This window comes from Drancourtella massiliensis (assembly GCF_016900655.1).
Classification (GTDB): Bacteria; Bacillota; Clostridia; order Lachnospirales; family Lachnospiraceae; genus Sellimonas; species Sellimonas catena.
Genome location: NZ_JACJKH010000012.1, coordinates 18,285 through 44,218 on the forward strand (window position 1 = coordinate 18,285; position 25,934 = coordinate 44,218).

Annotated in this window: 20 protein-coding genes, 1 tRNA gene and 1 other annotated feature; of the genes, 7 read left to right on the top strand and 14 right to left on the bottom strand. The window is 45.9% G+C overall.

What is annotated here, in order from left to right; translation table 11 throughout:
* Positions 1–37: 37 nt before the first annotated feature.
* The gene (locus H6A32_RS08020; RefSeq protein ID WP_087253060.1) at positions 38–460 is read left to right on the top strand and encodes a hypothetical protein; all 423 of its coding nucleotides are present in this window, start codon (positions 38–40) and stop codon (positions 458–460) included.
* Between the two features lie 106 nt (positions 461–566).
* On the opposite strand, the gene H6A32_RS08025 is transcribed toward H6A32_RS08020, so the two are convergent.
* The 5 genes from H6A32_RS08025 to H6A32_RS08045 form a co-directional block, all read right to left on the bottom strand.
* Entirely contained in the window at positions 567–1,289 is a 723-nt protein-coding gene (locus H6A32_RS08025) for an ATP-binding cassette domain-containing protein (protein WP_204864104.1), read from the bottom strand.
* A gap of 10 nt (positions 1,290–1,299) precedes the next feature.
* Positions 1,300–2,013, bottom strand: coding sequence for an amino acid ABC transporter permease (locus tag H6A32_RS08030; RefSeq protein WP_087253064.1), 714 nt, complete (start codon positions 2,011–2,013; stop codon positions 1,300–1,302).
* 75 nt (positions 2,014–2,088) lie between these two features.
* On the bottom strand, positions 2,089–2,877 hold the full coding sequence (locus H6A32_RS08035; protein WP_087253068.1) for a transporter substrate-binding domain-containing protein: 789 nt from the start codon (positions 2,875–2,877) through the stop codon (positions 2,089–2,091).
* Between the two features lie 244 nt (positions 2,878–3,121).
* The gene (locus H6A32_RS08040) at positions 3,122–4,804 is read right to left on the bottom strand and encodes a hypothetical protein (protein WP_087253071.1); all 1,683 of its coding nucleotides are present in this window, start codon (positions 4,802–4,804) and stop codon (positions 3,122–3,124) included.
* A gap of 139 nt (positions 4,805–4,943) precedes the next feature.
* Complete coding sequence (locus H6A32_RS08045; RefSeq protein ID WP_087167436.1) at positions 4,944–7,019, bottom strand: elongation factor G; 2,076 nt, start codon at positions 7,017–7,019, stop codon at positions 4,944–4,946.
* A 409-nt stretch (positions 7,020–7,428) separates the two neighbouring features.
* Between H6A32_RS08045 and H6A32_RS08050 the strand changes: the two genes are divergently transcribed.
* From H6A32_RS08050 to H6A32_RS08065, 4 genes are read left to right on the top strand one after another with little or no spacing between them, the layout of a single operon-like run.
* Complete coding sequence (locus H6A32_RS08050; protein ID WP_204864088.1) at positions 7,429–8,520, top strand: prephenate dehydrogenase; 1,092 nt, start codon at positions 7,429–7,431, stop codon at positions 8,518–8,520.
* Between the two features lie 30 nt (positions 8,521–8,550).
* Complete coding sequence (gene aroA, locus H6A32_RS08055) at positions 8,551–9,852, top strand: 3-phosphoshikimate 1-carboxyvinyltransferase (protein ID WP_204864089.1); 1,302 nt, start codon at positions 8,551–8,553, stop codon at positions 9,850–9,852.
* A gap of 25 nt (positions 9,853–9,877) precedes the next feature.
* Entirely contained in the window at positions 9,878–10,747 is an 870-nt protein-coding gene (locus H6A32_RS08060; RefSeq protein ID WP_242960090.1) for a radical SAM protein, read from the top strand.
* A 32-nt stretch (positions 10,748–10,779) separates the two neighbouring features.
* Positions 10,780–11,484, top strand: a complete 705-nt coding sequence (locus tag H6A32_RS08065; protein ID WP_191427645.1) for a DUF5714 domain-containing protein — start codon at positions 10,780–10,782, stop codon at positions 11,482–11,484.
* Between the two features lie 7 nt (positions 11,485–11,491).
* Here H6A32_RS08065 and H6A32_RS08070 read toward each other — a convergent pair whose 3' ends face one another.
* The 4 genes from H6A32_RS08070 to tdh form a co-directional block, all read right to left on the bottom strand.
* The gene (locus H6A32_RS08070) at positions 11,492–12,931 is read right to left on the bottom strand and encodes a TrkH family potassium uptake protein (protein WP_087167441.1); all 1,440 of its coding nucleotides are present in this window, start codon (positions 12,929–12,931) and stop codon (positions 11,492–11,494) included.
* 33 nt (positions 12,932–12,964) lie between these two features.
* On the bottom strand, positions 12,965–14,323 hold the full coding sequence (gene trkA, locus H6A32_RS08075; protein ID WP_204864090.1) for a Trk system potassium transporter TrkA: 1,359 nt from the start codon (positions 14,321–14,323) through the stop codon (positions 12,965–12,967).
* 185 nt (positions 14,324–14,508) lie between these two features.
* On the bottom strand, positions 14,509–15,711 hold the full coding sequence (locus tag H6A32_RS08080; RefSeq protein ID WP_087167443.1) for a glycine C-acetyltransferase: 1,203 nt from the start codon (positions 15,709–15,711) through the stop codon (positions 14,509–14,511).
* Positions 15,712–15,748: 37 nt separating this feature from the next.
* Positions 15,749–16,801, bottom strand: a complete 1,053-nt coding sequence (gene tdh / locus H6A32_RS08085; protein ID WP_087167444.1) for an L-threonine 3-dehydrogenase — start codon at positions 16,799–16,801, stop codon at positions 15,749–15,751.
* Positions 16,802–17,042: 241 nt separating this feature from the next.
* Here tdh and H6A32_RS08090 point away from each other — a divergent pair.
* Together H6A32_RS08090 and H6A32_RS08095 are read left to right on the top strand one after the other, a co-directional pair.
* Positions 17,043–17,129, top strand: a tRNA-Ser gene (locus H6A32_RS08090).
* A gap of 139 nt (positions 17,130–17,268) precedes the next feature.
* Complete coding sequence (locus tag H6A32_RS08095; protein ID WP_087167445.1) at positions 17,269–18,111, top strand: YitT family protein; 843 nt, start codon at positions 17,269–17,271, stop codon at positions 18,109–18,111.
* 225 nt (positions 18,112–18,336) lie between these two features.
* Here H6A32_RS08095 and queA read toward each other — a convergent pair whose 3' ends face one another.
* From queA to H6A32_RS08120, 5 genes are all read right to left on the bottom strand, one after another.
* Positions 18,337–19,362: a tRNA preQ1(34) S-adenosylmethionine ribosyltransferase-isomerase QueA gene (gene queA, locus H6A32_RS08100; RefSeq protein ID WP_087167523.1), complete on the bottom strand. Its 1,026-nt coding sequence runs from the start codon at positions 19,360–19,362 to the stop codon at positions 18,337–18,339.
* An 18-nt stretch (positions 19,363–19,380) separates the two neighbouring features.
* Positions 19,381–21,798, bottom strand: a complete 2,418-nt coding sequence (gene pheT, locus H6A32_RS08105) for a phenylalanine--tRNA ligase subunit beta (RefSeq protein ID WP_204864091.1) — start codon at positions 21,796–21,798, stop codon at positions 19,381–19,383.
* Positions 21,799–21,819: 21 nt separating this feature from the next.
* Entirely contained in the window at positions 21,820–22,839 is a 1,020-nt protein-coding gene (gene pheS, locus H6A32_RS08110) for a phenylalanine--tRNA ligase subunit alpha (protein WP_087167447.1), read from the bottom strand.
* Between the two features lie 107 nt (positions 22,840–22,946).
* Positions 22,947–23,173 (bottom strand) — a binding site (T-box leader).
* Between the two features lie 15 nt (positions 23,174–23,188).
* Entirely contained in the window at positions 23,189–24,742 is a 1,554-nt protein-coding gene (gene abc-f, locus H6A32_RS08115) for a ribosomal protection-like ABC-F family protein (RefSeq protein ID WP_204864092.1), read from the bottom strand.
* Between the two features lie 353 nt (positions 24,743–25,095).
* The gene (locus H6A32_RS08120) at positions 25,096–25,926 is read right to left on the bottom strand and encodes a YihY/virulence factor BrkB family protein (protein WP_087167449.1); all 831 of its coding nucleotides are present in this window, start codon (positions 25,924–25,926) and stop codon (positions 25,096–25,098) included.
* Between the last annotated feature and the right edge of the window lie 8 nt (positions 25,927–25,934).

The window sequence follows — 25,934 nt, forward strand, 5'->3', positions numbered from 1 at the left end:
CAGTACGAAAAATATATAGCTAAAGGAGATAATGCATATGGTTAATTTATTGACAGGCCCGAAAGGGAGCGGAAAAACACAGCAGATGATTGAACTTGCCAACAAAGCGGCAAAGGAGTCCGACGGACACGTATTCTTTATCAAAAAAAGCCACCGCGATACATACAGCTTATCTTTTGATATCCGTGCGATCTGCATGGATGACTATGAAGCGATCGACAATATTGATGCCTATCTTGGATTTATTTATGGCATGACAAGTGCAGATCACGATATTAAGGCGATTTTTATCGACGCTATTTTGAAACATGCACATATCTCTCTTGATGATATCCCGGAATTTGTTGAAAAGCTGAAGAAAATTTCAAAAGAGTGTGATCTGGATTTTTACGTAAGCATCAGTGCTGCCAAAGAAGACTTAAAGCTTACTAATACAGATGACTGTGCGTATCTGAATTAATGATGCCGACTGGCGGAACTGCTGCCACCTAGAGTCCTTACCTGATCCGGCAGCATTCCGTTTCAAAAAAAATAAGGAGGCGGTTGATATCCCGCCTCCTTATTTTTTAGAGAACTTTTCTTAAAAAGTCCTGCAGTCTTGAATCTTTCGGCTCATCAAAAAACTGCTTCGGACTGTTTTCTTCTTTGATAATTCCTTCATCTATAAACATGACTCTTGTTCCTACTTCTCTTGCGAAGCCCATTTCATGTGTAACGACAACCATTGTCATTCCATCCTTGGCAAGTTCCTTCATTAAATCAAGAACTTCTCCCACCATTTCCGGATCCAATGCCGAAGTCGGTTCATCAAATAAAAGTACGTCCGGATCCATAGCGAGTGCTCTTACAATGGCAATACGTTGCTTTTGTCCGCCGGAAAGCTGTTCTGGATAGGTATTTGCCTTATCAAGAAGACCTACCCTGTTCAGCAGTTCTTTCGCCTTGGCATCTGCCTCTGACGAACTTAATTTTCCAAGGGCCACAGGAGCAAGTGTAATATTTTCCAAAATCGTTTTATGCGGAAACAAGTTGAAATGCTGGAAAACCATCCCGATTTTTTGTCTGTGATTATCAATATTAACTTTTGGGTCCGTAATATCCGTTCCTTCAAAGAAAATTTTTCCTCCGGTCGGCTTTTCAAGCAGGTTTAGAGAACGAAGAAATGTAGATTTCCCCGAACCGGACGGCCCGATGATGACTACTACTTCTCCCTTATGGATCTCTGTCGTAATTCCTTTTAGAACTTTTGTTTTTCCGAATGCTTTTTCCAGATTTTCTACCTGGATCAAAGTTTCTCCTTTAACGCTCATTGTTCCTTAGTCTCCTTTCCAGCTTATTCATAAAGAATGTCAGAAGGCAGATCAAAGCGAGATAAATCACCGCTGCCGCAAGTAATGGTAAAAGTGCGTCAAATGTCCGGCTTTGGATTACCATAGCTGCTTTTGTAAGATCCTGTTCACCAATATATCCAATAATAGCGGTTTCTTTGATCAAAACAATCATTTCATTTACAAGCGCAGGAAGCACATTTTTAAATGCCTGCGGCATGATAATCAGCCGCATTGTTTGTGCATAACTAAGTCCAAGACTTCTTCCGGCTTCTGTCTGGCCTTCTGGTATGGACATAATTCCTGATCGAACAATTTCTGCTACATATGCACCTGAATTTATTCCAAATGCTATTCCTCCAATAATGATCGAGTTCAAAGAGGAAGATCCGAATACAACCAGATACATGATAAGGATCTGAATCATAGACGGGGTTCCTCGGATGACCGTCAGATAAACTTTGCAGACTGCATTTAAAATCGTAAACTTTCCTGTTTTATCATGATAGGATCGAATGATCGCCACAATAAATCCAATGATAATACCTATCAGCAAAGCCTCCAGCGTAACGATGACTGTAACTTTCAGACCGTTCAAAAGCATCAGCCACCTGTTATCTTCTATAAAGTTTTGATAAAAACGGTCTGCAAATGAATTAGAGGCCAGAAGCGCTCCATAAATCATGGTAAATCCCTCCATATTTTCACTTTTCTCTCGTAAAAACAGGGCTGTTCTCACCAGCCCTGTCTTTGTTGCTCTTTATTTTCTTACAATAACGACCTGACTTGCATTTGCATATGTGTCTGTAAAGTCCACATTTTGTTTTCTTTCTTCTGTCACAGTCATGCCGGCTGCACCGAAATCAGCCTTTCCCGCTTCGATAGACGGAAGGATGGAATCGAATTCCATATCTTCTACCTTTAAGCTGTATCCCATTTTGTCACAGATTGCTGTCGCGATGTCCACGTCGATTCCTACGATTGAGTCTCCATCGTGATATTCATATGGTTCAAATTCAGCGTTGGTTGCCATCACAAGCTCACCTTTGGAATGATCTACATTTTCCGGACTTTCATACTGATAGGATCCAACCTCACCAATGTAGTTGTTGATGATTTTATCCAAAGTGCCTTCTGATTTCAGTTCTGCAAGAGCCTGATTCATAGACTCTAAAAGTTCTGTATTTCCTTTTTTCACACAGATGGCATACTGTTCATCTTCAAACAGATCACTCACGATCTTCAGATCATCATTCTTCTGTACGAATTTTTCTGCCGGCTGAGTGTCGATTACAACACAGTCTAATTTTCCGGTCTTTAAAGCCTGTACGGCAGCAGCGCCTTTTGGATAACGCTTGATCTGGCTCTCCTGGTTTACAATATCAGAACATGTAAGGTCTCCTGTTGTTCCCTGCTGTACTCCGATTGTAAGCGTTTTCAGGTCATCCTGAGTTGAAACTGTTACTTCTTTTTTCTCTGATCCACAAGCTGCCATCGACACAACACACATTGCTGCAAGAGCAGCTGCTACTACTTTTTTCATTTTCATAACTTATCCTCCTACTATTTTGAATAAAGATTCATTTTTTATTTTCTTTGAAATATGTAATCTATATTCTACCACATATACCAAAAAAATCAAGTGTATTTTTATACATTTTTGTGTATAAATTGAATTTTATTTGCATATATGGGCTTTTCTTGCGAATAAAACAATAGCCAGACCGGGATATTCGTCCCTGCCTGGCTATGATCTAACAATCTTGAAAACGTAAGAACCGCCTAATGTCACCCTATTCTTCCTGGGAAACGGTCTCGCCGTTACTGTCCGTTTCGGATGCCTCTTCTTCTGCAATCGGATTCTTCTTCTCTCCATTTAGTGAAAGTACCACATTGGTCTTTTCACCCTCCCGGTATTCCATTGTTACTGCCTGTCCGACATCATATTTAATAATATCAATAAAATCAACGACCGAAACATCGAAAATCTCATCTGAGCCTTCTACCATCACGTAGAAATGGGAATCTCCTTCTACAACACCCTGAGCAATTCTGGTAATCTTGCCTGTAATGGTCTTTGTTTCTTGGGCCATAGCACTGTCGTCTGTCTCGATCCCGTTCTCCTGCATCAATTCGAGATAATTTTCCTCACACTTGCTAACTGTATCTCCGATCGCCACTACCTGGTATTTCTGAACGTTAACCATAGCATATTTCTTTACAAGGCCCGCATCATCTTTAAGTGCGATGAAGTACGTTGGCTCTCCGGAAATATTCAGAAGCAACGGGAACGTCGCGGTATAATGAAGGTTCTGCACCTGCCCCTCCGCCGAGGACATGGCGGAGTTCTCTGTGGCGCCTTCCACCTCATAGAACTTTGTCTCCATCGTCCTTTGATTCATCAGGACAAATCCAACGTTGGACTGGTCTTCATTGACCGATGTCACTCCGGTATATACCCAGACATCGTCATCAATGGCCAGATAGTTATATCCGTCTGTTGTCTTCAGGCAGTCTTTCTGGCTCAGAATACTGTTAAAGAATCCATGTTTGAGCGTTCCGTAATAGTCGTAGAGCTGGATCAGAAGATCCGGATCATAAGCGTGGTCAATCCACTCCGGCACTTCATCGATGGCATAGTCTGTCGTCTCTCCGGTAATCGCATTGCAAAGCACAACCCGTCCTACCGTCTCGCCTCCAAACAGCCCGATATTGAATTTCTTCACCGGAGCAACCCAGTACGGCACACCTTCATCATCAATCTCAAAACTCAGTTCTCCGAAAATATAGGTCGGGTACCGGAAACGGAGATGTCTGTGGATATTCCGGTTAAAATATTCGCTGGTGGAATATTTCATTCCTTCATCGAGCATAACGAGTTCTGTAGACTGTGTTGTCATATCGATCCGGATATAGGCCGGAATTCCTTCAGACTGATTCGTAAACCACTTGATTACATTTGCATAGCGAAGCGGCGATACCCGGACCGGCTTGTCCTGATAGTTGATCTGGCTGTAGAGCTCATCCACTTCAAACTGGGACACCATGTCCACCATGCTTCCCATCTTTCTGTTTCCAAGAAGGGTTGCAGACTCCCGGTCCAGAAGCGGAATCTGGTCAAAGGAAAGTTCCTTGATATCTGTCTGAAAATCCCCTTCCTCCACAGTCAGGAGCTTCTGATACTTTTTCGCGTTGATGATCGGTGAAGAAAGGAGTGTTCCTCCAAGATAAATAACACCGATCAGCACGAAAAGACCGATCAGACCTTTTGCGATCCCGGACTGTTTGATCTCCTCTTTTCGGAACAGTTTTTTCTTTCCAATGTAGATAACCGCAAGAGCCGCAATCACCACAAGCAGGAAAGTCCAGAATCCCGCAGCATGGATATTGATAGCCGGAAGCTTCACATAGTAATAAATACCGGCAAGCAGAATCAGGCCAATTACAGTCAGAACTTTCATTTTTGTCTTTTTCATAGCTTCTCCTCTTCTTTATTTCATTGACTGGTTATGGTAAGCAATTATAACACTCTTTTCTTACGAAAACAAGGGTCCGGCCATACGCTCTTTCCCGCATAGCCGGACCCTCTCTTATGTACGTTCTTTCAAGGTACGATTATTCCTCTGCTGCTCTGTTTGCAATCTCTTTTTCCTGAACGTCGGACGGAGCCTGCTCATATCTTGCAAACTGATATTCATAAGTACCGCGTCCTCCTGTCATGGAACGGAGGTTCGTGCAGTATCCGTAAAGCTCCATCATCGGAACATCGGCTTCAATTGCCTGTTTTCCTCCGTTGACCGGATTCATGCCAAGCACACGGCCGCGGCGCTTGTTCAGATCACCCATAACGTCACCGGTATATTCATCCGGAACTGTTACCTTCAGGGATGCGATTGGTTCAAGAAGTACCGGAGATGCTTCCATGATTCCTTTCTTGAATGCCTGGATCGTTGCGGTCTTAAATGCCATTTCAGAAGAGTCTACCGGATGATAGGAACCATCGTACAGCGTTGCTTTCACTCCGACTACCGGATATCCGGCAAGAGGTCCTTTCTGTACAGCTTCCTGGAGACCTTTTTCCACAGCCGGGAAGTAGTTCTTCGGAACCGCTCCTCCTACGACTTTTTCTTCAAATACGAATGGCTCTTCCAGATCACCGGACGGCTCGAATGTCATCTTGACATGACCATACTGTCCGTGTCCTCCTGACTGTTTCTTATATTTGGAATCAATATCGGATTTCTTCCGGATCGTCTCGCGGAATGCTACCTTTGGTTTCTCAAGAGTAATCTCTACTTTATATCTGGAGGCGAGTTTGCTTGCAATAATTTCCAGATGCTGGTCTCCCATACCGTACAGAAGAATCTGTCTGTTTTCTGTATCATTGACAACCTTCATCGTCACATCTTCTGCCATCATTCTGGAAAGTGCCTGGGATACCTTATCTTCATCTCCCTTGGTCTTGGTCGTATATTTCATGTAGGTATAAGGCTGAGAATACTCGGTTTTTGCGTATGCAATCTGTGTGTTCTTTGTAGAAAGTGTATCTCCTGTCTTCGTAGTGGTCAGTTTTGCAATGGCCCCAATATCTCCTGCAAACAGCTCTGATACTTCAATCGGCTTATTTCCAAGCATCGTGTAAATCTTGCCCGGCTTTGCCTCTGCATCTGTGTCTGCATTGTACAGCACGTCATCACCTTTGATAACGCCGGAGCACACTTTGATGAAAGAATATTTTCCGATAAACGGATCCACCATGGTCTTATATACATATGCACTCTTTGCTTTCGCAAAATCATAATTTGCCTCATAGATGGCATTTGTTTTCCGGTTCATGCCGACACATTCACGGTTTGCCGGGCTTGGGAAGAACCGTACGATATCAGAAAGAAGGTTTGCAACCCCCTGTGCCTGAAGATTGGATCCCATTGCTACCGGAACGATATCTCCATCCATTACTTCCGTACGCATCGCGGAACGGATCTCCTCAATGGAAAACTCCTCTCCGGAAAGATAGCGGTCCAGGAATTCCTCACTGGTCTCTGCCACTGATTCCATCAATGCTTCTCTGTACTGCTGGAGATATTCCATACAGTAATCTGGGATCTCACATTCTTCCCTCTTTCCAATCTCTGTGTAGCGGCGTCCCGCATTCTTGATAATGTTAACGTATCCGACGAGCTTCTCGTTTTCACGGATCGGCATGAAGTGCGGTGCGATCACCTTCCCGTATTTTTCACGGAGTGTCTCCACAACCTGACGAAAACTTGCGTCGTCCACATCCATCTCTGTCACGTAAACCATACGCGGCAGATTGTATTTGTCGCAGAGTTCCCATGCTTTTTCCGTTCCGACCTCTACGCCCGCTTTTCCGGAAACAACAATGACTGCTGCATCCGCAACACTGACAGCTTCTTCCACTTCACCTACAAAGTCGAAGTATCCCGGTGTATCCAGCACATTAATTTTCGCTTTTTCCCATTCGATCGGGATCAGGCTCGTGCCGATAGAAAATCCGCGTTTCTGTTCCTCTTTATCGAAATCGCTGATGGTATTTCCGTCCCCTACTTTTCCCATCCTGTTTACCGCGCCTGATACATAGGCCATCGCTTCTGCAAGACTTGTCTTTCCGCATCCGCCATGACCTAACAAAACAACGTTTCTGATTTCATCCGTCCTGTAAACTTTCATATAGTGCTGCCTCCTTGATTTTCTAGCTCAAATTTTACCGTTCTTGTTTTAACAGTAATCATGGGTATATTGTACTAAATTTTTCGTAATTTTACAACTCTTTTATTGAATTTTCACAATGTTTCTATAACTATTCAGCCATGCGGCCTGTAACAATGAAAACCTGGCGCAAGCTTGCTTGCAGAAGGTTTGAGTTGTTTCAGGACATATGGCGTTTAGCCATAAGCGAAGATTCAGCTGCGTAAGCAGCGAAAAGCAGCGCGAGCTGCGAATCTGAGCTGCATGGCTGAATAGTTGACTATTACTTGAACATTTTGAATATGGATTCTGTCAGATGTATTTTGACAAACATCTGAAAATCTTCTAAAATGGAAGAAATAACAAGATCAGGAAAGATGAGGACTTTATTATGAAAACAGGATTTATCGGGCTTGGATTGATCGGTGGTTCGATCGCAAAGGCCATCCGCCAGTATTTTCCGGAAAGTGAGATCGTCGCTTTTGATAAAAGCCGGGAAACGCTGGCCCTTGCAACTGCCGAATCGGTCATCAATACGGCGGTAACAGTCATTGACGAAAATTTCAAAGGGTGTGACTATCTGTTTCTGTGCACACCGGTCATTTACAATTCTGCCTATTTAAGCCAGATAAAGCCGTTTCTCTCAGAGAAAACGATCCTGACCGATGTCGGCAGCGTCAAGACGCCGATCCATCAGGAGGTGGAAAAACTTGGGCTCTCCGACTTTTTTATCGGAGGGCACCCGATGGCAGGATCAGAAAAATCCGGATATGTGAATTCCAAGGCGGTTCTGCTTGAGAATGCCTACTATATTCTCTCTCCGTCCAGACCTGAACAGAAGGAAAAAATACAGGCCTTCACAGAGTTTATTCAGGCAATCCGCGCGATTCCGGTCACACTGGACTGCAGGACGCACGATTACATCACAGGAACGATCAGTCATCTGCCGCATGTAATCGCCTCCGGCCTTGTCAATTTCGTCCGGGATCATGATACGACGGATGAACTGATGAAACTATTAGCCGCCGGCGGTTTTAAGGATATCACAAGGATTGCATCCTCTTCCCCGACGATGTGGGAACATGTCCTTATGACAAACCGGGAAAATGTCTCCGAAATTCTCGGAAACTACATCAAGACACTGGAGGACGCCAAAAAGCTGATTGATGCGGGCGATTCCCAGGGAATCTACAATTTCTTCGACACTTCACGGAACTACCGGAATTCTGTTCCGGATATTTCCGCCGGGCCGATCAAAAAGCTTTTTGCCATCTACTGTGATATCATCGATGAGGCGGGCGGGATTGCCACCATCGCAACCATCCTTGCCTCCAATAATATCAGTATTAAAAATATCGGGATCATTCACAACCGCGAGTTCGAAGAAGGTGTTCTCAGAATTGAATTTTATGAAGGTGCCGCTCAGGAAAAGGCAGCCCAGGTTCTCCGCAGACACCGCTATACGGTCTATGAGCGTTCCTGATAGCCGAAAATGATATAAGGGAGATTATTTATGAGACAGATCAAATCATCCTCTCCTCTGAAAGGAGAGATTACCATACCGGGAGATAAATCCATCTCCCACAGAAGCATTATGTTCGGAGCCCTTGCAAAGGGCGTGACCTCCGTCCGCCACTTTCTGGAGGGTGCGGACTGCCTTTCTACCATCGGATGCTTCCGTCAGATGGGAATTGAAATCCAAAAAGAATCTGACGGCCGGATTCTCGTCCACGGCAAAGGAATCCGCGGGCTTACCGCTCCTGCCGCCACACTGGATGTGGGAAACAGCGGTACAACTACAAGACTGATTTCCGGAATCCTAAGCGCCCAGAATTTTACTTCTGTACTTTCCGGAGATGCGTCATTAAATTCCAGACCTATGGGACGGATCATCCGCCCGCTATCCATGATGGGCGCACAGATCAAAAGTCTCCACGGAAATGGCTGTGCCCCGCTTCAGATCGACGGACGAATGGATCTTCACGGAATCCACTACGATTCTCCGGTAGCCTCCGCCCAGGTCAAATCGGCCATCCTCCTTGCAGGGCTGTATGCTGACAGAGAGACTTCTGTCCATGAGCCGGCTCTTTCCAGAAACCATACCGAGCTGATGCTCTCCCAGTTTGGAGCCGATCTTCATACAGAGATCCTAAAAGACGGCTCCGCCGAAATCCGGATTTCTCCATGTGAAGAGCTTTACGCCCAGGACATTCTTGTACCGGGCGATATTTCCTCCGCGGCCTATTTTATCGCTGCCGCCCTCTTGGTACCGGGATCAGAAGTTCTGATTAAAAACGTGGGGATCAACGAAACCCGTGCTGGAATTTTAAAGGTCTGCAAAGATATGGGGGCCGATATTACCTATCTCAATCAGAATCAGGGTGCGGGAGAACCGACCGCAGATCTTCTCGTACGCAGTTCCAGTCTTCACGGCGTCTGCATCGAGGGAACGGTAATCCCGACGCTGATCGATGAAATTCCGATGATCGCCGTCCTTGCCGCATTTGCCAAGGGCCAGACCATCATCCGCGATGCGGCAGAGCTGAAAGTGAAAGAAACCGACCGGATCCGGACCGTAACGGAAAATCTGAAGGCCATGGGCGCAGATGTCACTCCAACCGACGACGGCATGATTATTCAGGGCGGGAAACCGCTCCACGGTGCCGAAATCCACCCTTACATGGACCACCGTATCGCCATGGCATTTGCTGTGGCAGGACTTGCCTCTGAAGGGGAGACAACGATTCTGGAAGAACAGTGTGTCGATGTCTCCTATCCGGGATTTTTTGAAGCTCTGCACACACTTACCGTATAATCTTTCGAAAAGAAAGGGGTGTCTTATGATGACCAATGAAGAATTATTCGCCTCCATCTATACACACGATACGATCTATCTGCCGCCAAGCGAACAGGACTGCGCGGCCTTGGAGGTTGCCCTTGGATGCAGCCACGCGAAATGCCGGTTCTGCGACTTTGCAAAGGACCCGTTCCAGATTCATTCCATGGAACAGATCCGGCGGAACATGCAGATCCTGGGCCGTTTCCGCCCGGATGCGTACCGGCTCTTTCTGCTGGGAGAAAACGCCTTTGTTCTTGATTATCAGAAGCTTTGCCAGATTTTTGATATGACAGATCAGTATATGCCGAATATTCACGAATTTTCCATGTATTCCCGCATAGACGACATTGCACGGAAAACGGATGAAGAGCTTCGGATGCTCCATAAGATGGGACTTTCCACCCTCCACATCGGACTGGAAAGCGGAAGTGATTCCATCCTGCTTGAGCAGAATAAAGGAGTCACCTCCATGGATATGCTTGTACAGCTTCGAAGGCTGGAGGCTGTGGGAATCGAATATTATGTCACCATTATTCTTGGACTTGGCGGGCGCCGTTTTTCCGTCCACCATGCCCTTGCCACCGCCCGGCTGCTAAACCAGCTGCACCCGGCGGATATCTGGTGTCTGAAGCTGAAACTCTGGCCGGACACCCCGCTTTATAAGGATGCAAAGAAAGGGCACTTCGACATGATGAACGATGCCGAGATGCTCTGGGAGGAACGGATCATGCTGGAAAATCTGACCGTCAAAGACTGCATGTTCCATGACACTACCGTCCTCAATACCTATACCATCCAGGGACGCCTTCCGGAAGAAAAAGCTTCTCTTCTGGATGCGATCGATATGCTTCTGGCATCCTGTGGATTTTAAATGTAAAAATGAAAACCAGGGAGAATAAACATATGAAACGGAATCCAAACGCCTGCTTAATCTGCGGCAAAGAATTGATTTATACAGAACACGCAAAAGAAATGGAATGTTCCATCTGTCATCAGACGTTTTTATCCAATGCCTGCTGTGAAGATGGACATTTTGTCTGCGATTCCTGTCACGAAGCAAAGGGACTTGAAGCCATCCGGGACTTCTGCCTTTCCACGGATCTGAAAGATCCGATTCAGATCGCACAGCAGATCATGCAGAATCCTTTTATCTATATGCATGGACCTGAACACCATATCCTCGTCGGCTCCGCCCTTCTGACCGCTTATAAAAACTGTGGAGGCAGTATCGATCTTGAGGAAGCGCTCTCTTTAATGGAAGAACGTGGCAAACAGGTGCCTGGCGGTGTCTGCGGCTTCTGGGGATGCTGCGGTGCCGGAGTCAGCACTGGAATATACTGCTCCATCCTCTCAAAGGCAACTCCTCTTGCCGGTACTTCCTGGGGACTTTCCAATCAAATGACCTCCAGGTCTCTGGAAAACATTGGAACTCACGGCGGTCCAAGATGCTGCAAACGGGATTCATTCCTTGCTATTTTAAGTGCAGTAGAATTTACAAAAGAGCATTTTCAGGTGGAACTCCCGGTTTCCTGCAGCATCCGCTGTTCTTTCCATGAAGAAAACGGACAGTGTCTGAAAACCCTCTGCCCGTTCTATCCACTTTCCTGATATGTAATCAAAACTTTTTCCATGCTCCCGGATGGAATAATAAAAGAAGCGGAAACAGTTCCAGCCTTCCGGCGAGCATGTCAAAGATCATAACGAGTGTCGTTCCATTGCTGAACGCACTGAAATTTCCTGTCGGCCCGACCATTTCAAGTCCAGGGCCGACATTATTTAATGTCGTTGCTACTGCTGTAAAATTTGTTACCAGATCGAAATCATCAATTCCAACCAGCAGTACCGAAAACGCAAAAATCAGAATATAAATAATCATATAGACATTTGCAGCCCTGAGTACTTCGTGTGAAATCAGCCGTCCGTCCATCTGAAGTTTCTTGACTCCGGTAGGATGTACAAGCTGGTTCAGTTCTTTTCTGATGGTCTTTCCGAGAATCAGAATACGGGATACCTTGATTCCTCCTCCGGTACTTCCCGCACATGCCCCTACAAACATCAGCATGACCAGAATGGTCCGGGGCACCTGTGCCCAGAGGTTAAAGTCTGTCGTTGCATACCCGGTCGTTGTAATAATAGATCCCACCTGAAAAGCAGAATGCCGGAAAGCCTCTTCTGCGGTCGGATAGGAAGACCGGATATACAAAAAGATCACAAGCACGGCCGCCGCAATGATCCCAAAATACCATCTGACTTCCTCGCTTTTTAATGCTTCTATCGGTTTTTTCAGAAGCAGAAGGAAATAAAAATTAAAATTAACACCGAACAAAATCATGAAAGTTGTCACTACATACTGCAGATACGGCGAATATCCGGCAAGACTGTCGTTCTTAATTCCAAAGCCGCCGGTCCCGGCCGTTCCAAATGTGATGGTAAGTGCGTCAAACAAAGGCATCTTCCCGATCAGAAGAAGTATGATCTGAATGATTGTCATGACAATATAGATCTGATACAGAACTTTTGCCGTACTCTTGATTTTGGAAGTCATTTTTGTGACGGACGGTCCCGGACTTTCCGCCCGCATCAGATTGATATTTTTTCCTCCGCTCAGCGGCAGAATCGCCATAATGAAAACGAGTACTCCCATTCCGCCGATCCAGTGGGTAAAACTTCTCCAAAAGAGAATACAGCGCGGCACTACCTCCACATTCGTCAGAACGCTGGATCCGGTGGTTGTAAATCCGGATACTGCCTCAAACAACGCTTCCACCGGATTTGGAATCACTCCGCTTATCACAAATGGTACCGCCCCCACGATGCTCAGTACAATCCATCCAAGGGCAACGCTGGCAAATCCTTCCCTGGAATGGAAGTCTTTGTTTTTGGGTTTCCGAACCGTCAGCGGTATTCCGATTACCAGTGCAGCTGCCATTGTAATCAAAAAAGAAATTCCGCATTTTTCCTGATAAATCACCGCCACAAGACAGGAAGGAAGCATAAACGCTGCCTCAAAATTCAGTATCCACCCTACGATATACATTACCATAGAATAATTCATAGTCTTTACTCCTTTTCCCCGTCTGGTCTCTCATTAATATTTCAGAATATCCGTAATGTCGTGAAGACCCTTGTGAGTTGTCACGATAATCACGGAATCCCCTACTTTCAGCATGTCCTGTCCACGGGCCATCTTCAGTTTTCCATATCTGCTGATATAACATACAAGCAGATGATCCTTTAACGGAAGATCCATAAGCCTCTGGTTTGTGACACTGGAATCTTCCCGGATGACAAACTCCAGCGCTTCCGCCTGTCCGTCCAGGATTTTGTAAAGAGTCTCCACATTGCTTCCAAGGGAATTCTGCATCGCTCTTGTATAGCGGACAATGTGATCCGCCGCAAGGTTTTTCGGATAGATAACGCTGTCAATATCCAGTTCATCCACTACTTCCTCGAAGTGAATCCGGTTGACCTTGGCAATCAGTTTTGCGTTCGAGTATTTTCGTGCAAGCAGTGCAAGCATCAGGTTTTCCTCATCCATATTGGTCAGCGCCACAAAGGAATCCGTATGCATCAGACCCTCTTCCAGGAGAAATTCCTTGTCAGTTCCGTCTCCCTGAAGAATCGTAGCTTCCGGCAGCTGTTCACTGAGCATCTCACACCGCTCTTTATTCTGTTCTATAATTCTGACATCCACCCTCATTTCGAGAAGCTGCTTTGCAAGATAGTATGCTATCGTGCCCCCGCCTACAATCAGTGTACTTTTTGCCTGATGGGTCGGAATCCCCATTTTGCGGAAGAACTTTGCCGTCTCCTTCGGCACTGCCATCATGGATACCAGATCGTTGTTCTTCAGAACAAAATCTCCGTTCGGGATCACAACCTGTCCCTGTCTCTCCACGCCGCAGATCATAATATCACACTTCATTTTGGAAATAATATCCGCGACCTGAAGTCCATCCATATGGAGTTCCGGATTCATCCGGAATTTGATCATTTCCACCCTTCCTCTTGCAAATGTATCAACCTTCTTGGCGTACGGAAGACGAAGTAGCTGGGAAATCTCCTGAGCGGCCGTCAGCTCCGGATTGATAACAACCGACAGGCCCATCTGGCGCTTGATAAAGTTTACTTCCTTGCTGTAAATCGGATTTCTTACTCTTGCGATTGTCTGGCACTTTCCCGTCTTCTTCGCGATCAGGCAGCAAAGAAGATTCAATTCGTCTGAACCGGTAACCGCGATCAGAAGTTCCGCATCCATGACACCGGCATCCACCTGTACCTGATGGCTGGCACCGTTTCCCACAATCCCCATCGCATCAAACTCTTCTTCCGCCTCTTCCACTTTCTTTTGATTCAGGTCAATAATCGTAATATTATGATTTTCAGAGCTAAGCTGGTCTGCAATTGTTGTTCCTACTTTTCCAGCTCCTACAATAATGATATTCATGATTCCTCCTGCGTAAACAAAAAAATTTTATATAATTTTTATGAAATCTTAATCATTATACTCCTTTTCCGCAGAAAAGCAATATCTTTCTCCAAGATTTTACATTGACCCGGACCGTACTTTTCTTTTCATGCAAAAAGACGCCTTCCGGCGTCTTTCTGCTATCATGGCTACACAATATAATGTTATTTGTTCAGTCCCATTTCTTCACGCACTTCGATGAAGCATTTTACGATGAAATCGATATCTTCTTTTGTATGGCTTGCACATACCTGTGTACGGATTCTTGCTTTTCCCTTCGGTACTACCGGATAGGAGAATGCTACGACATAAACACCTTTTTCCATCATTCTCTTAGCGAATTCAGCAGCTGTCTTCTCATCGTAGATCATAACCGGCACACATGGATGTGTTCCCGGAATAACGTCAAATCCATTTTCATCCAGTTTCTGGCGGTAGTAAGTAGTAACTTCCTCCAGATGGTCACGGAGTTCTGTGCTTTCGCTTAACATATCAAACAGTTCCATACTTGCTCCGACAATTGCCGGTGCAAGAGAGTTGGAGAACAGATACGGACGGCTCTGCTGACGAAGCAGGTCAATAATTTCCTGACGTCCGGATGTGTATCCGCCTGATGCTCCGCCCAGGGCTTTTCCAAGTGTTCCCGTGATAATATCTACACGGCCTTCTACTCCACAGTATTCTGCTGTACCACGGCCTTTTTTGCCTACAAATCCAACTGCGTGGCTGTCATCTACCATAACAAGTGCATTGTATTTGTCAGCAAGATCACAGATACCTTTCAGGTTTGCGATGATACCGTCCATGGAGAATACACCGTCTGTAGCGATCAGTTTGATTCTTGCTCCGGCTTCATCTGCCTCTTTTAATTTTGCTTCCAGATCTTCCATATCATTGTTTTTGTAACGATATCTCTTTGCTTTACAGAGACGTACTCCATCGATAATGGAAGCATGGTTCAGTTCATCACTGATGACTGCGTCTTCTGCTTTCAGAATTGTCTCAAACAGACCGCCGTTTGCGTCAAAGCAGGAGGAGTAAAGGATAGTATCGTCTGTTCCAAGGAAATCAGAGATCTTTTTCTCCAGCTGTTTATGAATGTCCTGTGTTCCGCAGATGAAACGTACTGAAGCAACACCGAATCCTCTTTCATCATAAGTACGCTTTGCAGCGTCGATCAGTCTCTGGTTGTTACCAAGTCCCAGATAGTTGTTTGCACACATGTTGAGGTACTCTTTTCCATCTTCCAGAACTACTTTTGCTCCCTGAGGAGAGCAGATCGGAGCTTCCCCTTTGAAAAGGCCTGCTTCTTTGATTTCATCTACTGTTTTTGTATAAATGCTTAAAATATCATTTTTACGTGCCATTTGAATCTATCTTCCTTTCTTATCTTCGATCGCTTGCCTAGTCATTGATATGAGACCAGTCAAGTACTACTTTTCCTGAATTTCCGGAGATCATTGCCTCGAATCCTTTTTCGTAATCTTTGATGTCGAAGCGGTGTGTAATGATCGGGGAAATATCAAGTCCTGCCTGAAGCATTGTGGACATCTTGTACCAGGTATCCCATACTTTTCTTCCATAGATACCGCGGATATTCAGACCGTTGAAGATTACTGTCTCCAGATCGACTTTCGTTTCTGTTCCCTGAAGTCCGAGAAGCGCGATCTTTCCGCCGTGTTTCATATTGTGAATCATATCAGAAAGTCCTGCCGGGCTTCCGGACATTTCAAGACCTACGTCAAACCCCTCTGTCATACCAATTTCTTTCATGACGTCTGTCAGTTTTTCTTCTTTTAAGTTTACTGTTCTTGTTGCCCCAAGTTTTGTTGCAAGATCCAGGCGATACTGGTTCAGGTCTGTAACAACAACGTGTCTTGCTCCTGCAAATTTTGCGATTGCCGCTGCCATAATTCCGATCGGTCCTGCGCCTGTAATCAGAACATCCTCTCCCAGCATATCATAGGAAAGAGCTGTATGTGTAGCGTTTCCGAACGGATCAAAAATCGCATACATCTCTTCCGGGATATTCGGATTGCACGGCCATACATTGGAAGCCGGAATTACAAGATATTCTGCAAATGCACCATTTCTGTTGACGCCAACACCTTTTGCATCTTTGCAGTTTTCCTTGTGTCCTTCCAGGCAGTTCCGGCATTTGCCGCATGTGATATGTCCTTCACCGGATACGAGATCTCCGATCTTGAATCCCTGTACTCCAGGACCTACTTCTACGACTTCTCCGACATACTCATGACCTGCTGTCAGTCCGATCGGAATCGTATGCTGTGCCCATTCATTCCACTGATAAATATGTACGTCTGTACCGCAGATAGCCGTTTTGTGGATTTTGATCTTTACATCATTTGGTCCTACTTCCGGAATCGGTACTCTTTTCATCCATAAACCTGCTTCCGGTTTCTCTTTTACCAATGCCCACATCATGTTATCGCTCATTTTTGAATTCCTCCGTTCTTTTGACAAACTGCCTAATTTCTATCTTAATAATACTCCCTCCTTTGTAAAATTTCAAGCATTTTTTCCGTCTCTGACAAACATTTTAATCTCTCTTGTCTTTTTCTCGCATACAAAGACAGTTGTCTTTCTACAAAAGGCAAGTTGATTTTTTTCCGGATTTTCTCTTTTCTTTTTATAGATCTTTTGATATAATATATAAGCTGATTCTATCAGCGACTATGGAGATGTACTCAAGTGGTCGTAAGAGGTCGCACTCGAAATGCGATAGGTCCGCAAGGGCGCGTGGGTTCGACTCCCACCATCTCCGCTTTCAAAAAGCTCTCCGGCAGTTACAGTCCTGCCCGGGAGCTTTTTTCAGTTCAACGCATTAACTTGACGTTCCGTGCTTTCAGATTGTACTATATAGTACAGATCGAAACTAATCAAATCCCTGGAGGTACTATATTATGAAGAAAAAACTCTTGTCTTATCTCCTGATCGTAGTAGGAGGCACCATGACGGCTGCCGCATTTGGTCTCTTCGTACTGCCTCAGAATTTTGTGGCAGGAGGTGTGACAGGTCTGTCTGTTATTCTGCAGAACCTGCTTCCGCTCCCTCTGTCTGCGATTGTACTTTGTATCAATATCCTTTTGTTTCTTGTCGGATGGCTGTTTGCCGGGAAGGAATTCATTTTTAAAACATTGATTATGACTTTCCTGTTTCCGGTCCTTCTGGATGTCTTCTCCCAGATCGACCTGTTTCTTCCGTTATCTCAGGATCCTTTTCTGAGCAGCCTTCTTGCCGGATGTCTTCTTGGAATCGGAAGCGGCATTATCCTGCGGGCAAATGGTTCCAGCGGCGGATTTGACATTCTCGGTGTTGTTCTCAATAAGAAGTTTCGCATTCCTGTCTCTGTTGTCATGTATGTGTGCGACTGCACCGTGATTCTTCTGCAGGCAGTCTCAAAGCCACTTCTTCAGACAGTTTACGGAATTATTGTCATACTTGTTACCAGTATCATGGTTAATAAGGTCATCACCTACGGCCGTTCAGAAGTCCAGCTTCTGATTTTTTCTTCCGAGCATGAAAAGATCCGTCAGGAACTTCTGCATACCTTTGATCTTGGTCTGACTTTCCTTCAGGCAGAGGGCGGATATCATCTGGATCCATCCAAGGTGATCCTTACCATTCTGCCGTACCGGAAGATCAACGATGTAAAAAAGATGATTTATACGATTGATCCTACTGCTTTTACTGTCATCGACAACGTCAACTACGTTGGAGGCCGTGGTTTTACTATATCCAGATAGTATTTCCGGATCGTAAAGACTTTTTTAATAGTTTCTTTCGTTTTTTAAGAATCCTTTTATCCGGCGTACACATTCCTTTCATATTTTTCCGGTATAGTATGTATTGTAATAGTTATTTAACTATGAAACCAAACATAAACCTTCCAACCCTCAAAAGAAAAAACTGGAAGCAGAATCCAAAGCCCATAGATTTCTGCTTCCAGTTTTCTTTTTTTATACTGTCTGTTACCGGATCAGCATGGCATCCCCAAAGCTGAAGAAACGGTAGCGTTCTTTTACTGCTTCCTCATATGCATGAAGCACATGCTCCCTTCCTGCCAGTGCGCTGACCAGCATAATCAGAGTCGATTCCGGGAGATGGAAATTCGTCAGAAGGCAGTCCAGTACTTTAAACCGATATCCCGGATAGATGAAAATCTCTGTCCATCCGCTGCATTCTGACAGTGTTCCGTCAGGTTTTGCCGCCGACTCCACCGTGCGGCAGCTTGTCGTTCCGACACAGATCACCCGGTGTCCTTCCCGTTTTGCACGATTGATCTTTTCTGCTTCAGAAGCCTCAATCCGGTAAAACTCCGAGTGCATATGGTGTTCCTGAATATTCTCCACTTTCACCGGGCGGAAGGTGCCAAGCCCGACATGAAGTGTCACATGAGCGATCTCGACACCGCTTTCTTTGATTTCTTCCAGAAGCTCCGGCGTGAAATGCAGGCCTGCCGTCGGAGCTGCCGCGGATCCGCTGTGTTTTGCATACACGGTCTGATAGCGGTTTTTATCCTCCAGCTGATGGGTGATATACGGCGGGAGCGGCATCTGTCCAAGCTGATCCAGAATCTCCTCAAAGATTCCTTCGTAGGAAAACTGAATCAGGCGGTTTCCTTCATCCACCACGTCCAGCACTTCTCCGATGAGAAGCCCTTCGCCAAAGCTGATTTTCGTCCCGGGCTTTGCCTTTTTTCCGGGTTTTACAAGGGTTTCCCAGATGTCATTTTCTTTTCTCTTTAAAAGCAGAATCTCGATCTTTGCATTTGTTCCCACTTTGGACCCGATCAGCCGGGCCGGAATGACTTTGGTATCATTGATCACCAGACAGTCTCCCGGCTCCAGATACTCTTTGATGTCCCGGAAGGTTCTGTGCTCAATCTCACCGGACTCCTTGTCAAGGACAAGGAGTCTCGAGCCGGAGCGGTCCTCCAGCGGGTCCTGCGCGATCAGTTCCTGCGGCAGTTCAAAATAAAAGTCTTCTTTTTTCATCATGATGACGATTCCTCTTTACTGTCTCAGTTCGATGCCCATGCTCTCCAGACCGTTGAGAATCTTTTTCATGGCTTTCGTCACGTCTGATTCCTCAAGCGTTCTGTCTTTCGCACGGAATACAATCGAATATGCGATGGATTTGTATCCTTCTTTGATCTGAGCGCCTTCATAAAGGTCAAACAGATTGTAGCTTTCCAGAATGTCTCCGCCTCTCTGCTCAATCATCGCCTCGATCTGCCCTGCAAGGATCTCTTTTGGAACTACCATACTGATATCTCTTGTCACAGCCGGGAATTTTGCGATTCCGCTGTATTTCCGGTCAAATGTTGCGCGTGCAACCACTTCCGGCATATCGATGACTGCAACGTATGCACGTCCGCCAATGCCATAATTGTCCGCAACTTCCGGATGAACTTCTCCAAGATAACCGACAACGGTTCCTTCATAAACAATATTTGCCTGACGTCCCGGATGCAGGAAGGATTTGCCCGCGTTCGGATCGTACTGTTCTTTTTTGCGCATGCCGATCTTTTCAAAGAATTCTTCCACAACACCTTTCATGCTGAAGAAATCGCCTTCTCCGTACATTCCAAGTGTAAACTGCATCCTCTCTTCCGGAAGTTCGGTAAGCGGCAGTGATTTCGGAAGATAAATATTTCCAAGCTCATAGAGTCTTACATCTTTGTTTCTCCGGTTATAGTTCGTTGCAAGAGAAGTCAGCATTCCGTTCAGGGAAATGGTACGCATAATGCTGTAGTCCTCTCCAAGCGGATTGGAAATCTGGATTGCCTGACGTTCCGGCGCATCCTTAGGAAGCAGGAGTTTATCAAATACTTTCGGACTCTCGAAGGAATATGTCATACCCTGGCTGAATCCGCAGAACTCCGCGATTTCTCTTGCGGAAGCTTCGATTCTCTGCTTGAAGGAAAGCTTTCCTGTTGTCGCTTCTCCCTTCGGAAGGGTAGTCGGAATATTGTCATAGCCGTAAAATCTTGCCACTTCCTCTGCCAGGTCCGCAAGGCGGAAAATGTCATGGCGGAAGGTCGGAGCCACGATTTCGTTTCTCTCTTCATCGTAGGCAAGTTCTACTTTTGCAAGGTATCCGATCATCTCTTCTTTAGAAATATCTGTTCCAAGAAGACGGTTGATGGCATCTGCATCAAACGGAACACGAACAGGCTCTTTTACCTTTCCATATACATCTACAGTTCCTCCGACTACTTCACCTGCGCCCATCTCTTCTACGAGCTGGCATGCACGGTCGATCGCTGCCTTTGCATTGTTCGGATCCAGTCCTTTTTCAAATTTTCCGGATGCATCGGTACGCAGTCCTACACGTTTGCTGGACTTACGGATATTTGTCCCGTCAAAGCATGCTGCCTCAAACAGAACGGTGTGCACGTGATCTGTGATCATGGAATTTTCGCCTCCCATGATTCCGGCGATTCCGATGGATTTTTCGCCGTCGCAGATCATCAGTACGTCTTTGTCAAGGTGTCTCTCCTGACCGTCCAGTGTCGTGAATGTCTCACCGTCTTCTGCATTTCTGACAATGATTTCTTTTCCTGCGATGGTATCCAGATCGTAAGCGTGCATCGGCTGTCCGTATTCTTCCATCACGTAGTTTGTGATATCAACAAGATTGTTGATCGGGCGGATTCCGACAGATGCAAGTCTTCTCTGCATCCACTTTGGAGACGGTCCGATTTTAATATTTTTTACGACTCTTGCGCAGTATCTGGAGCAAAGATCCTGATTCTTGACAGTCACTTTGATATAGTCAGAAGCATTCTCCTCATTTCCGGTCTCTTTAACAACCGGCGGATGGAAGCTCTTTCCGAATGTTGCCGCTGCTTCTCTTGCGATTCCAATCACGCTGAAGCAGTCCACACGGTTGGATGTGACTTCATATTCAAATACCGCATCATGAAGTCCAAGTACTTCAATGGCGTCTGCACCAACTTCCACATCATCCGGGAAAATATAGATTCCGTTTTCCGGTGCTTCCGGATACATTTCTTTTGTAGAACCAAGCTCTTCGATGGAGCACATCATGCCGTAACTGTCCACTCCGCGCAGTTTTCCGGCCTTGATTTCAATTCCGCCTTTCGTTTTACTTCCGTCGTGTCCGCCTGCTACACGGCCTCCCACGAGAACAACCGGAATTTTCTGTCCTTCTTCCACATTCGGCGCTCCGGTTACGATCTGAATTGTCTCGCTTCCGATATTCACCTGGCAGATGACAAGCTTATCCGCATCCGGATGCTTTTCGATCTTCTCAATCTGCCCTACCACGATCTTGTCCAGATCTTCATCCATCTTTTCATATCCCTCCACCTTGGTACCGGACAGTGTCATGGCGTCTGTGTATTCCTGCTCTGTCACGTCCAGATCCGGGACATATGCTTTAATCCATGATAATGATGTATTCATGATCTTTTTTCCTCCCTTATCCTAGAACTGCTTTAAGAATCTGATGTCGTTTTCGTACAGCAGTCTCATGTCGTCGATCTCATATTTCAGAAGGGCAATTCTCTCAAGCCCTACACCGAATGCGAAACCGGTATATTCATCCGGGTCAATTCCGCACATTTCCAGCACGTGTGGGTGTACCATTCCGCAGCCAAGGATCTCGATCCATCCGGATCCCTTACAGAAACGGCAGCCCTTTCCGCCACATTTGAAGCATGTCACATCCACCTCGGCGCTTGGCTCTGTGAACGGGAAATGATGCGGACGGAATTTTGTCTTTGTCTCCGGTCCGAACAGCTCTTTTGCGAAAACTTCCAGCGTTCCTTTCAGATCCGCAAAAGAAATATTTTTATCTACTACAAGTCCTTCGATCTGATGGAAAGACGGAGAATGCGTTGCATCCACCTCGTCAGAACGGAATACCCGTCCAGGAGAGATCATACGGATCGGAAGTTTCCCCTGCTCCATGACACGAGCCTGTACCGGGGAAGTCTGTGTTCTGAGCACGATATCCTTATTGATATAGAATGTATCCTGTTCATCTTTTGCCGGATGATCTGCCGGGATGTTGAGCTTCTCAAAGTTATAGAGATCGTATTCGATCTCCGGTCCTTCGACTACTTCATATCCCATACCGATGAAGATCCGCTCTACCTCTTCCTGGGCAATAGTGTTCGGATGACGGTGTCCCACTACATTCTTTTTGGATGGAAGCGTAACATCGATCACTTCAGCTTTTAATTTTTCTTCCCGGATCTTTGCATCCATCTTTTTCTTTGTCTCATCCAGAATACCTTCGATTTCCTGGCGGACTTCATTGACCATCTGTCCGACTTTCGGACGTTCCTCTGCCGCTACATCTTTCATTCCTTTGAGAACTGCTGTCAGTTCTCCTTTTTTACCTAAAAACCTGACACGTACATCATTTAATTTTTCCGGCACATCTGCAGACTGGATCTGCTTTAATGCTTCTTCTCTGATGCTCTGAAGCTTTTCTTTCATGATTTTCCTCCTTTACTCATCAACCAAGGCAGCCTGTACCGAACAGAAGGCTTTTCGTATTCAGGAAAGTCCAATCCTTTCCGGTAAACAAAAAAAACTCCGCCCCAAAAAGGGACGGAGAATCAATCCGCGGTACCACCCTGATTCCTGCCGTCAAAAGGCAGGCTCTCTTGTATGCGTAACGTGCACTACACGTCATTTCTTACTCTCTGTTCAGAAATGCAGCTCCTGTGGGAAATTCGGCATATCTGTCAAATCGAAAGGAGCTTCCAGCCTGCGGCTCCTTCTCTCTGTCGGAGATCAGATATCCTACTGACACATTCACAGCCTTTACTGTATCTTCTTTATTTTAAACATCCCCCTGCTCTTTGTCAAGTCCGGAACTCTCGAAAACTGCTTTAAATCCGGCGGTTTGAGGATCTTTTTCGAAACGTACAGCGCTCTTTGCAATCCGTTCGGTAAATACACTGTCGTGTTCTACAAAGATCATGTATGGTTTCCGCTCAAGAATCAGATTCTCAATCTGAATTCTTGTGAATATATCAATGTAGTTTAACGGCTCGTCCCAGATATATAGATGGGACGGCTCGCAGAGGCTCTTTGCAAGAAGCACCTTTTTACGCTGACCCTCGCTGTACTCCTCCAGACGCTTGTCAAACTGGTCTCTGGAAAAATCAAGCTTCCTCAAAACAGCCCGGAACAGCGTTTTATCAAGTCCCGCCTCCTCTTCCAGCTCCGCCAGCGTTCCTCTCATTTCAGAAGAATCCTGGCTGACAACCGAAATCTTCAGGCCGCTTCCGGTCTGAATTCTTCCCTCATCCGGCTGATAGATCCCTGCAATCAGCTTCAGAATCGTCGTCTTCCCACAGCCATTCGGCCCTTTCAAAGCGATCCGGTCTCCCCGCCGGATTTCCAACGAAAAGTCTTTCAAAATCTGACGGTCCCCGCGGGCAAACGAAATCCCTTCCACGGAAACAAGACGATCCTTCTCATAATCCAGTGGAAACATTTTCAGTTCCTCCACCGTCTCGATGTCCTTTAAAAGCCCTGCCTTTTCTTTAGCCGTCTTCTCCATCCGGTGCTCCAGCACCTTGGACCGCTTCATCATCTTCGCCGCCTTATGGCCGATTGCACCCCGGTCCGGCTTCAGTCCTCCCACTTTATGACCGATCTTTTCTTTCTCCTTATTACCTGCCCATCTTCCGGCCTCCCTTGCCGCCGCCTCCAGATGGCGGATCTCCTTTTTCAGCTTCTGATTCTGCTCCAACTCCGCCTGATCCCGCAGACTCTTTTCTCTCTGCCATGTCTGGAAACTTCCCTTGTAGATCCGGATGCTGCTGCGCTCAATCGCCATCGTATGATCCGTACAGGCATCCAGAAGCCTCCGGTCATGGGAAACAAGAAGGAATCCCTTCTTCCTGCTCAGATAAGAGGCCAGCATCTGCCTCCCCTCCTCATCCAGATGATTTGTCGGCTCATCAATCAGAAGGAACGCATGCTCCTTGGCAAACAGCACCGCAAGCTGTAGCCGGATCCGCTCTCCCGGACTAAGCGTCCCATAAGGCCGCTCCAGGATGGCCGAATCCATTCCCATCCATTCCATCTCTCTTAAAACTCTCCAGAACTCATAATCCGGATCAATTTCCTCCAGGACCTCCAAAGAAGACTTCCTCACATCCCGGATATCCACCGGAAAATACTCCGCCGTCTCCGACATACGGATCCTTCCCCGGTACGGATACGCACCCGATAACAGCTTCAAAAACGTCGTCTTTCCGGTCCCATTCCGACCAATCAGCCCCGTCCTCCAGTCCGTATCCAAAAGCACACTCACATGCTCAAAAATCGACTCAAAATGCGTATCATACGAAAAAGTAAGATCTGTAATCTGTATCTGCGACATCTCATCATCCCCTTTCACCATGCACACACTGCAAAAAAGCCCGACTTTAACTTAGGCTATACCGGGGACGTGTTCCGGTGCATCGGAACACGTCCCCGAACATCGCCAAAAGAAAAAGAGTCATGAAAAGAACAGTTCTTCTTTTCATGACTCTTCTGGTCATCTTTTCCTCTTGTTTCTATAATGAAAAAAGAATGTCTCTTCCTGCAATGTGTACGGGCAGAATCCGCCTCCGGCGTCTTCTGTGTACGTTATGTTTCATTGTCTTAACATTTACAGGAAGTAATGATCATCCTTTCACCTCATTTCTTATTTCTTTGCCTTTCCAGTATACGGTGTGCTGCCGCTGTCTGTCAAGCCTTATCCAGATTATCTTTGAAAATGGTAATGTTGATCACGCCACCAAGCAAAATCATGTACATACAGAAGTACAGCCAGAGCATGACAAGGACAATGGTCGTCAAACTCCCGTACATAGTGGAAAATCCCTCAAAAATGTCCAGATAGACAGAGAAAATCAGGGAAATAATCTGCCAGCCAATTGCGCTGAAAACAGATCCTGGTATCTGATGCTTCCATTTGGTTCTGATTTTTACGTCCGGCAGAAAGCGGTACAAAAGCATACAGAACAGCATCATTACTCCGACTGTCAAAGAGGTTCGGATTCGGATCAAAAAGTCAACTGCCTTTTGCAGCACCGGAGCGTTTATTTCTACGAAAATGCTGATCCGGTTTCCGAATACGGCAAGGAGAAGGCAGGAAATTATAACCAGAAGAAACAGCACCGTGTAAACGGATGCTCTAAGTCTCAGATAGAAATAGTTTCTCGTCTCCTTGCTCTGATAAATACAGTTGAGTCCGGACGTTATCGCAAGCACCCCTCTTCCAGCCGACCACAATGCGACAAGGATCGTCACTGGAATGATTGCTGTGGACTGGCTGTATACTTCATTGATAATGGATATCAGGAAGGGCGTGACAGTCTTCGGGAATACCTCCGTAACCGCCGTCATCACATCGCCTCTTGTAAGCGGCGTATACTGTACCATTGTCATTAGAAGCAGGATAATCGGAATCAGTGACAGGACAAAGAAAAACGCAGACTGAGCAGCATACGCCCCGACATGGCTTTGTGCCGCTCGATCCAATATTCTCATGATCCGGTCCCACTGTTTTTTGATCATATTCTACC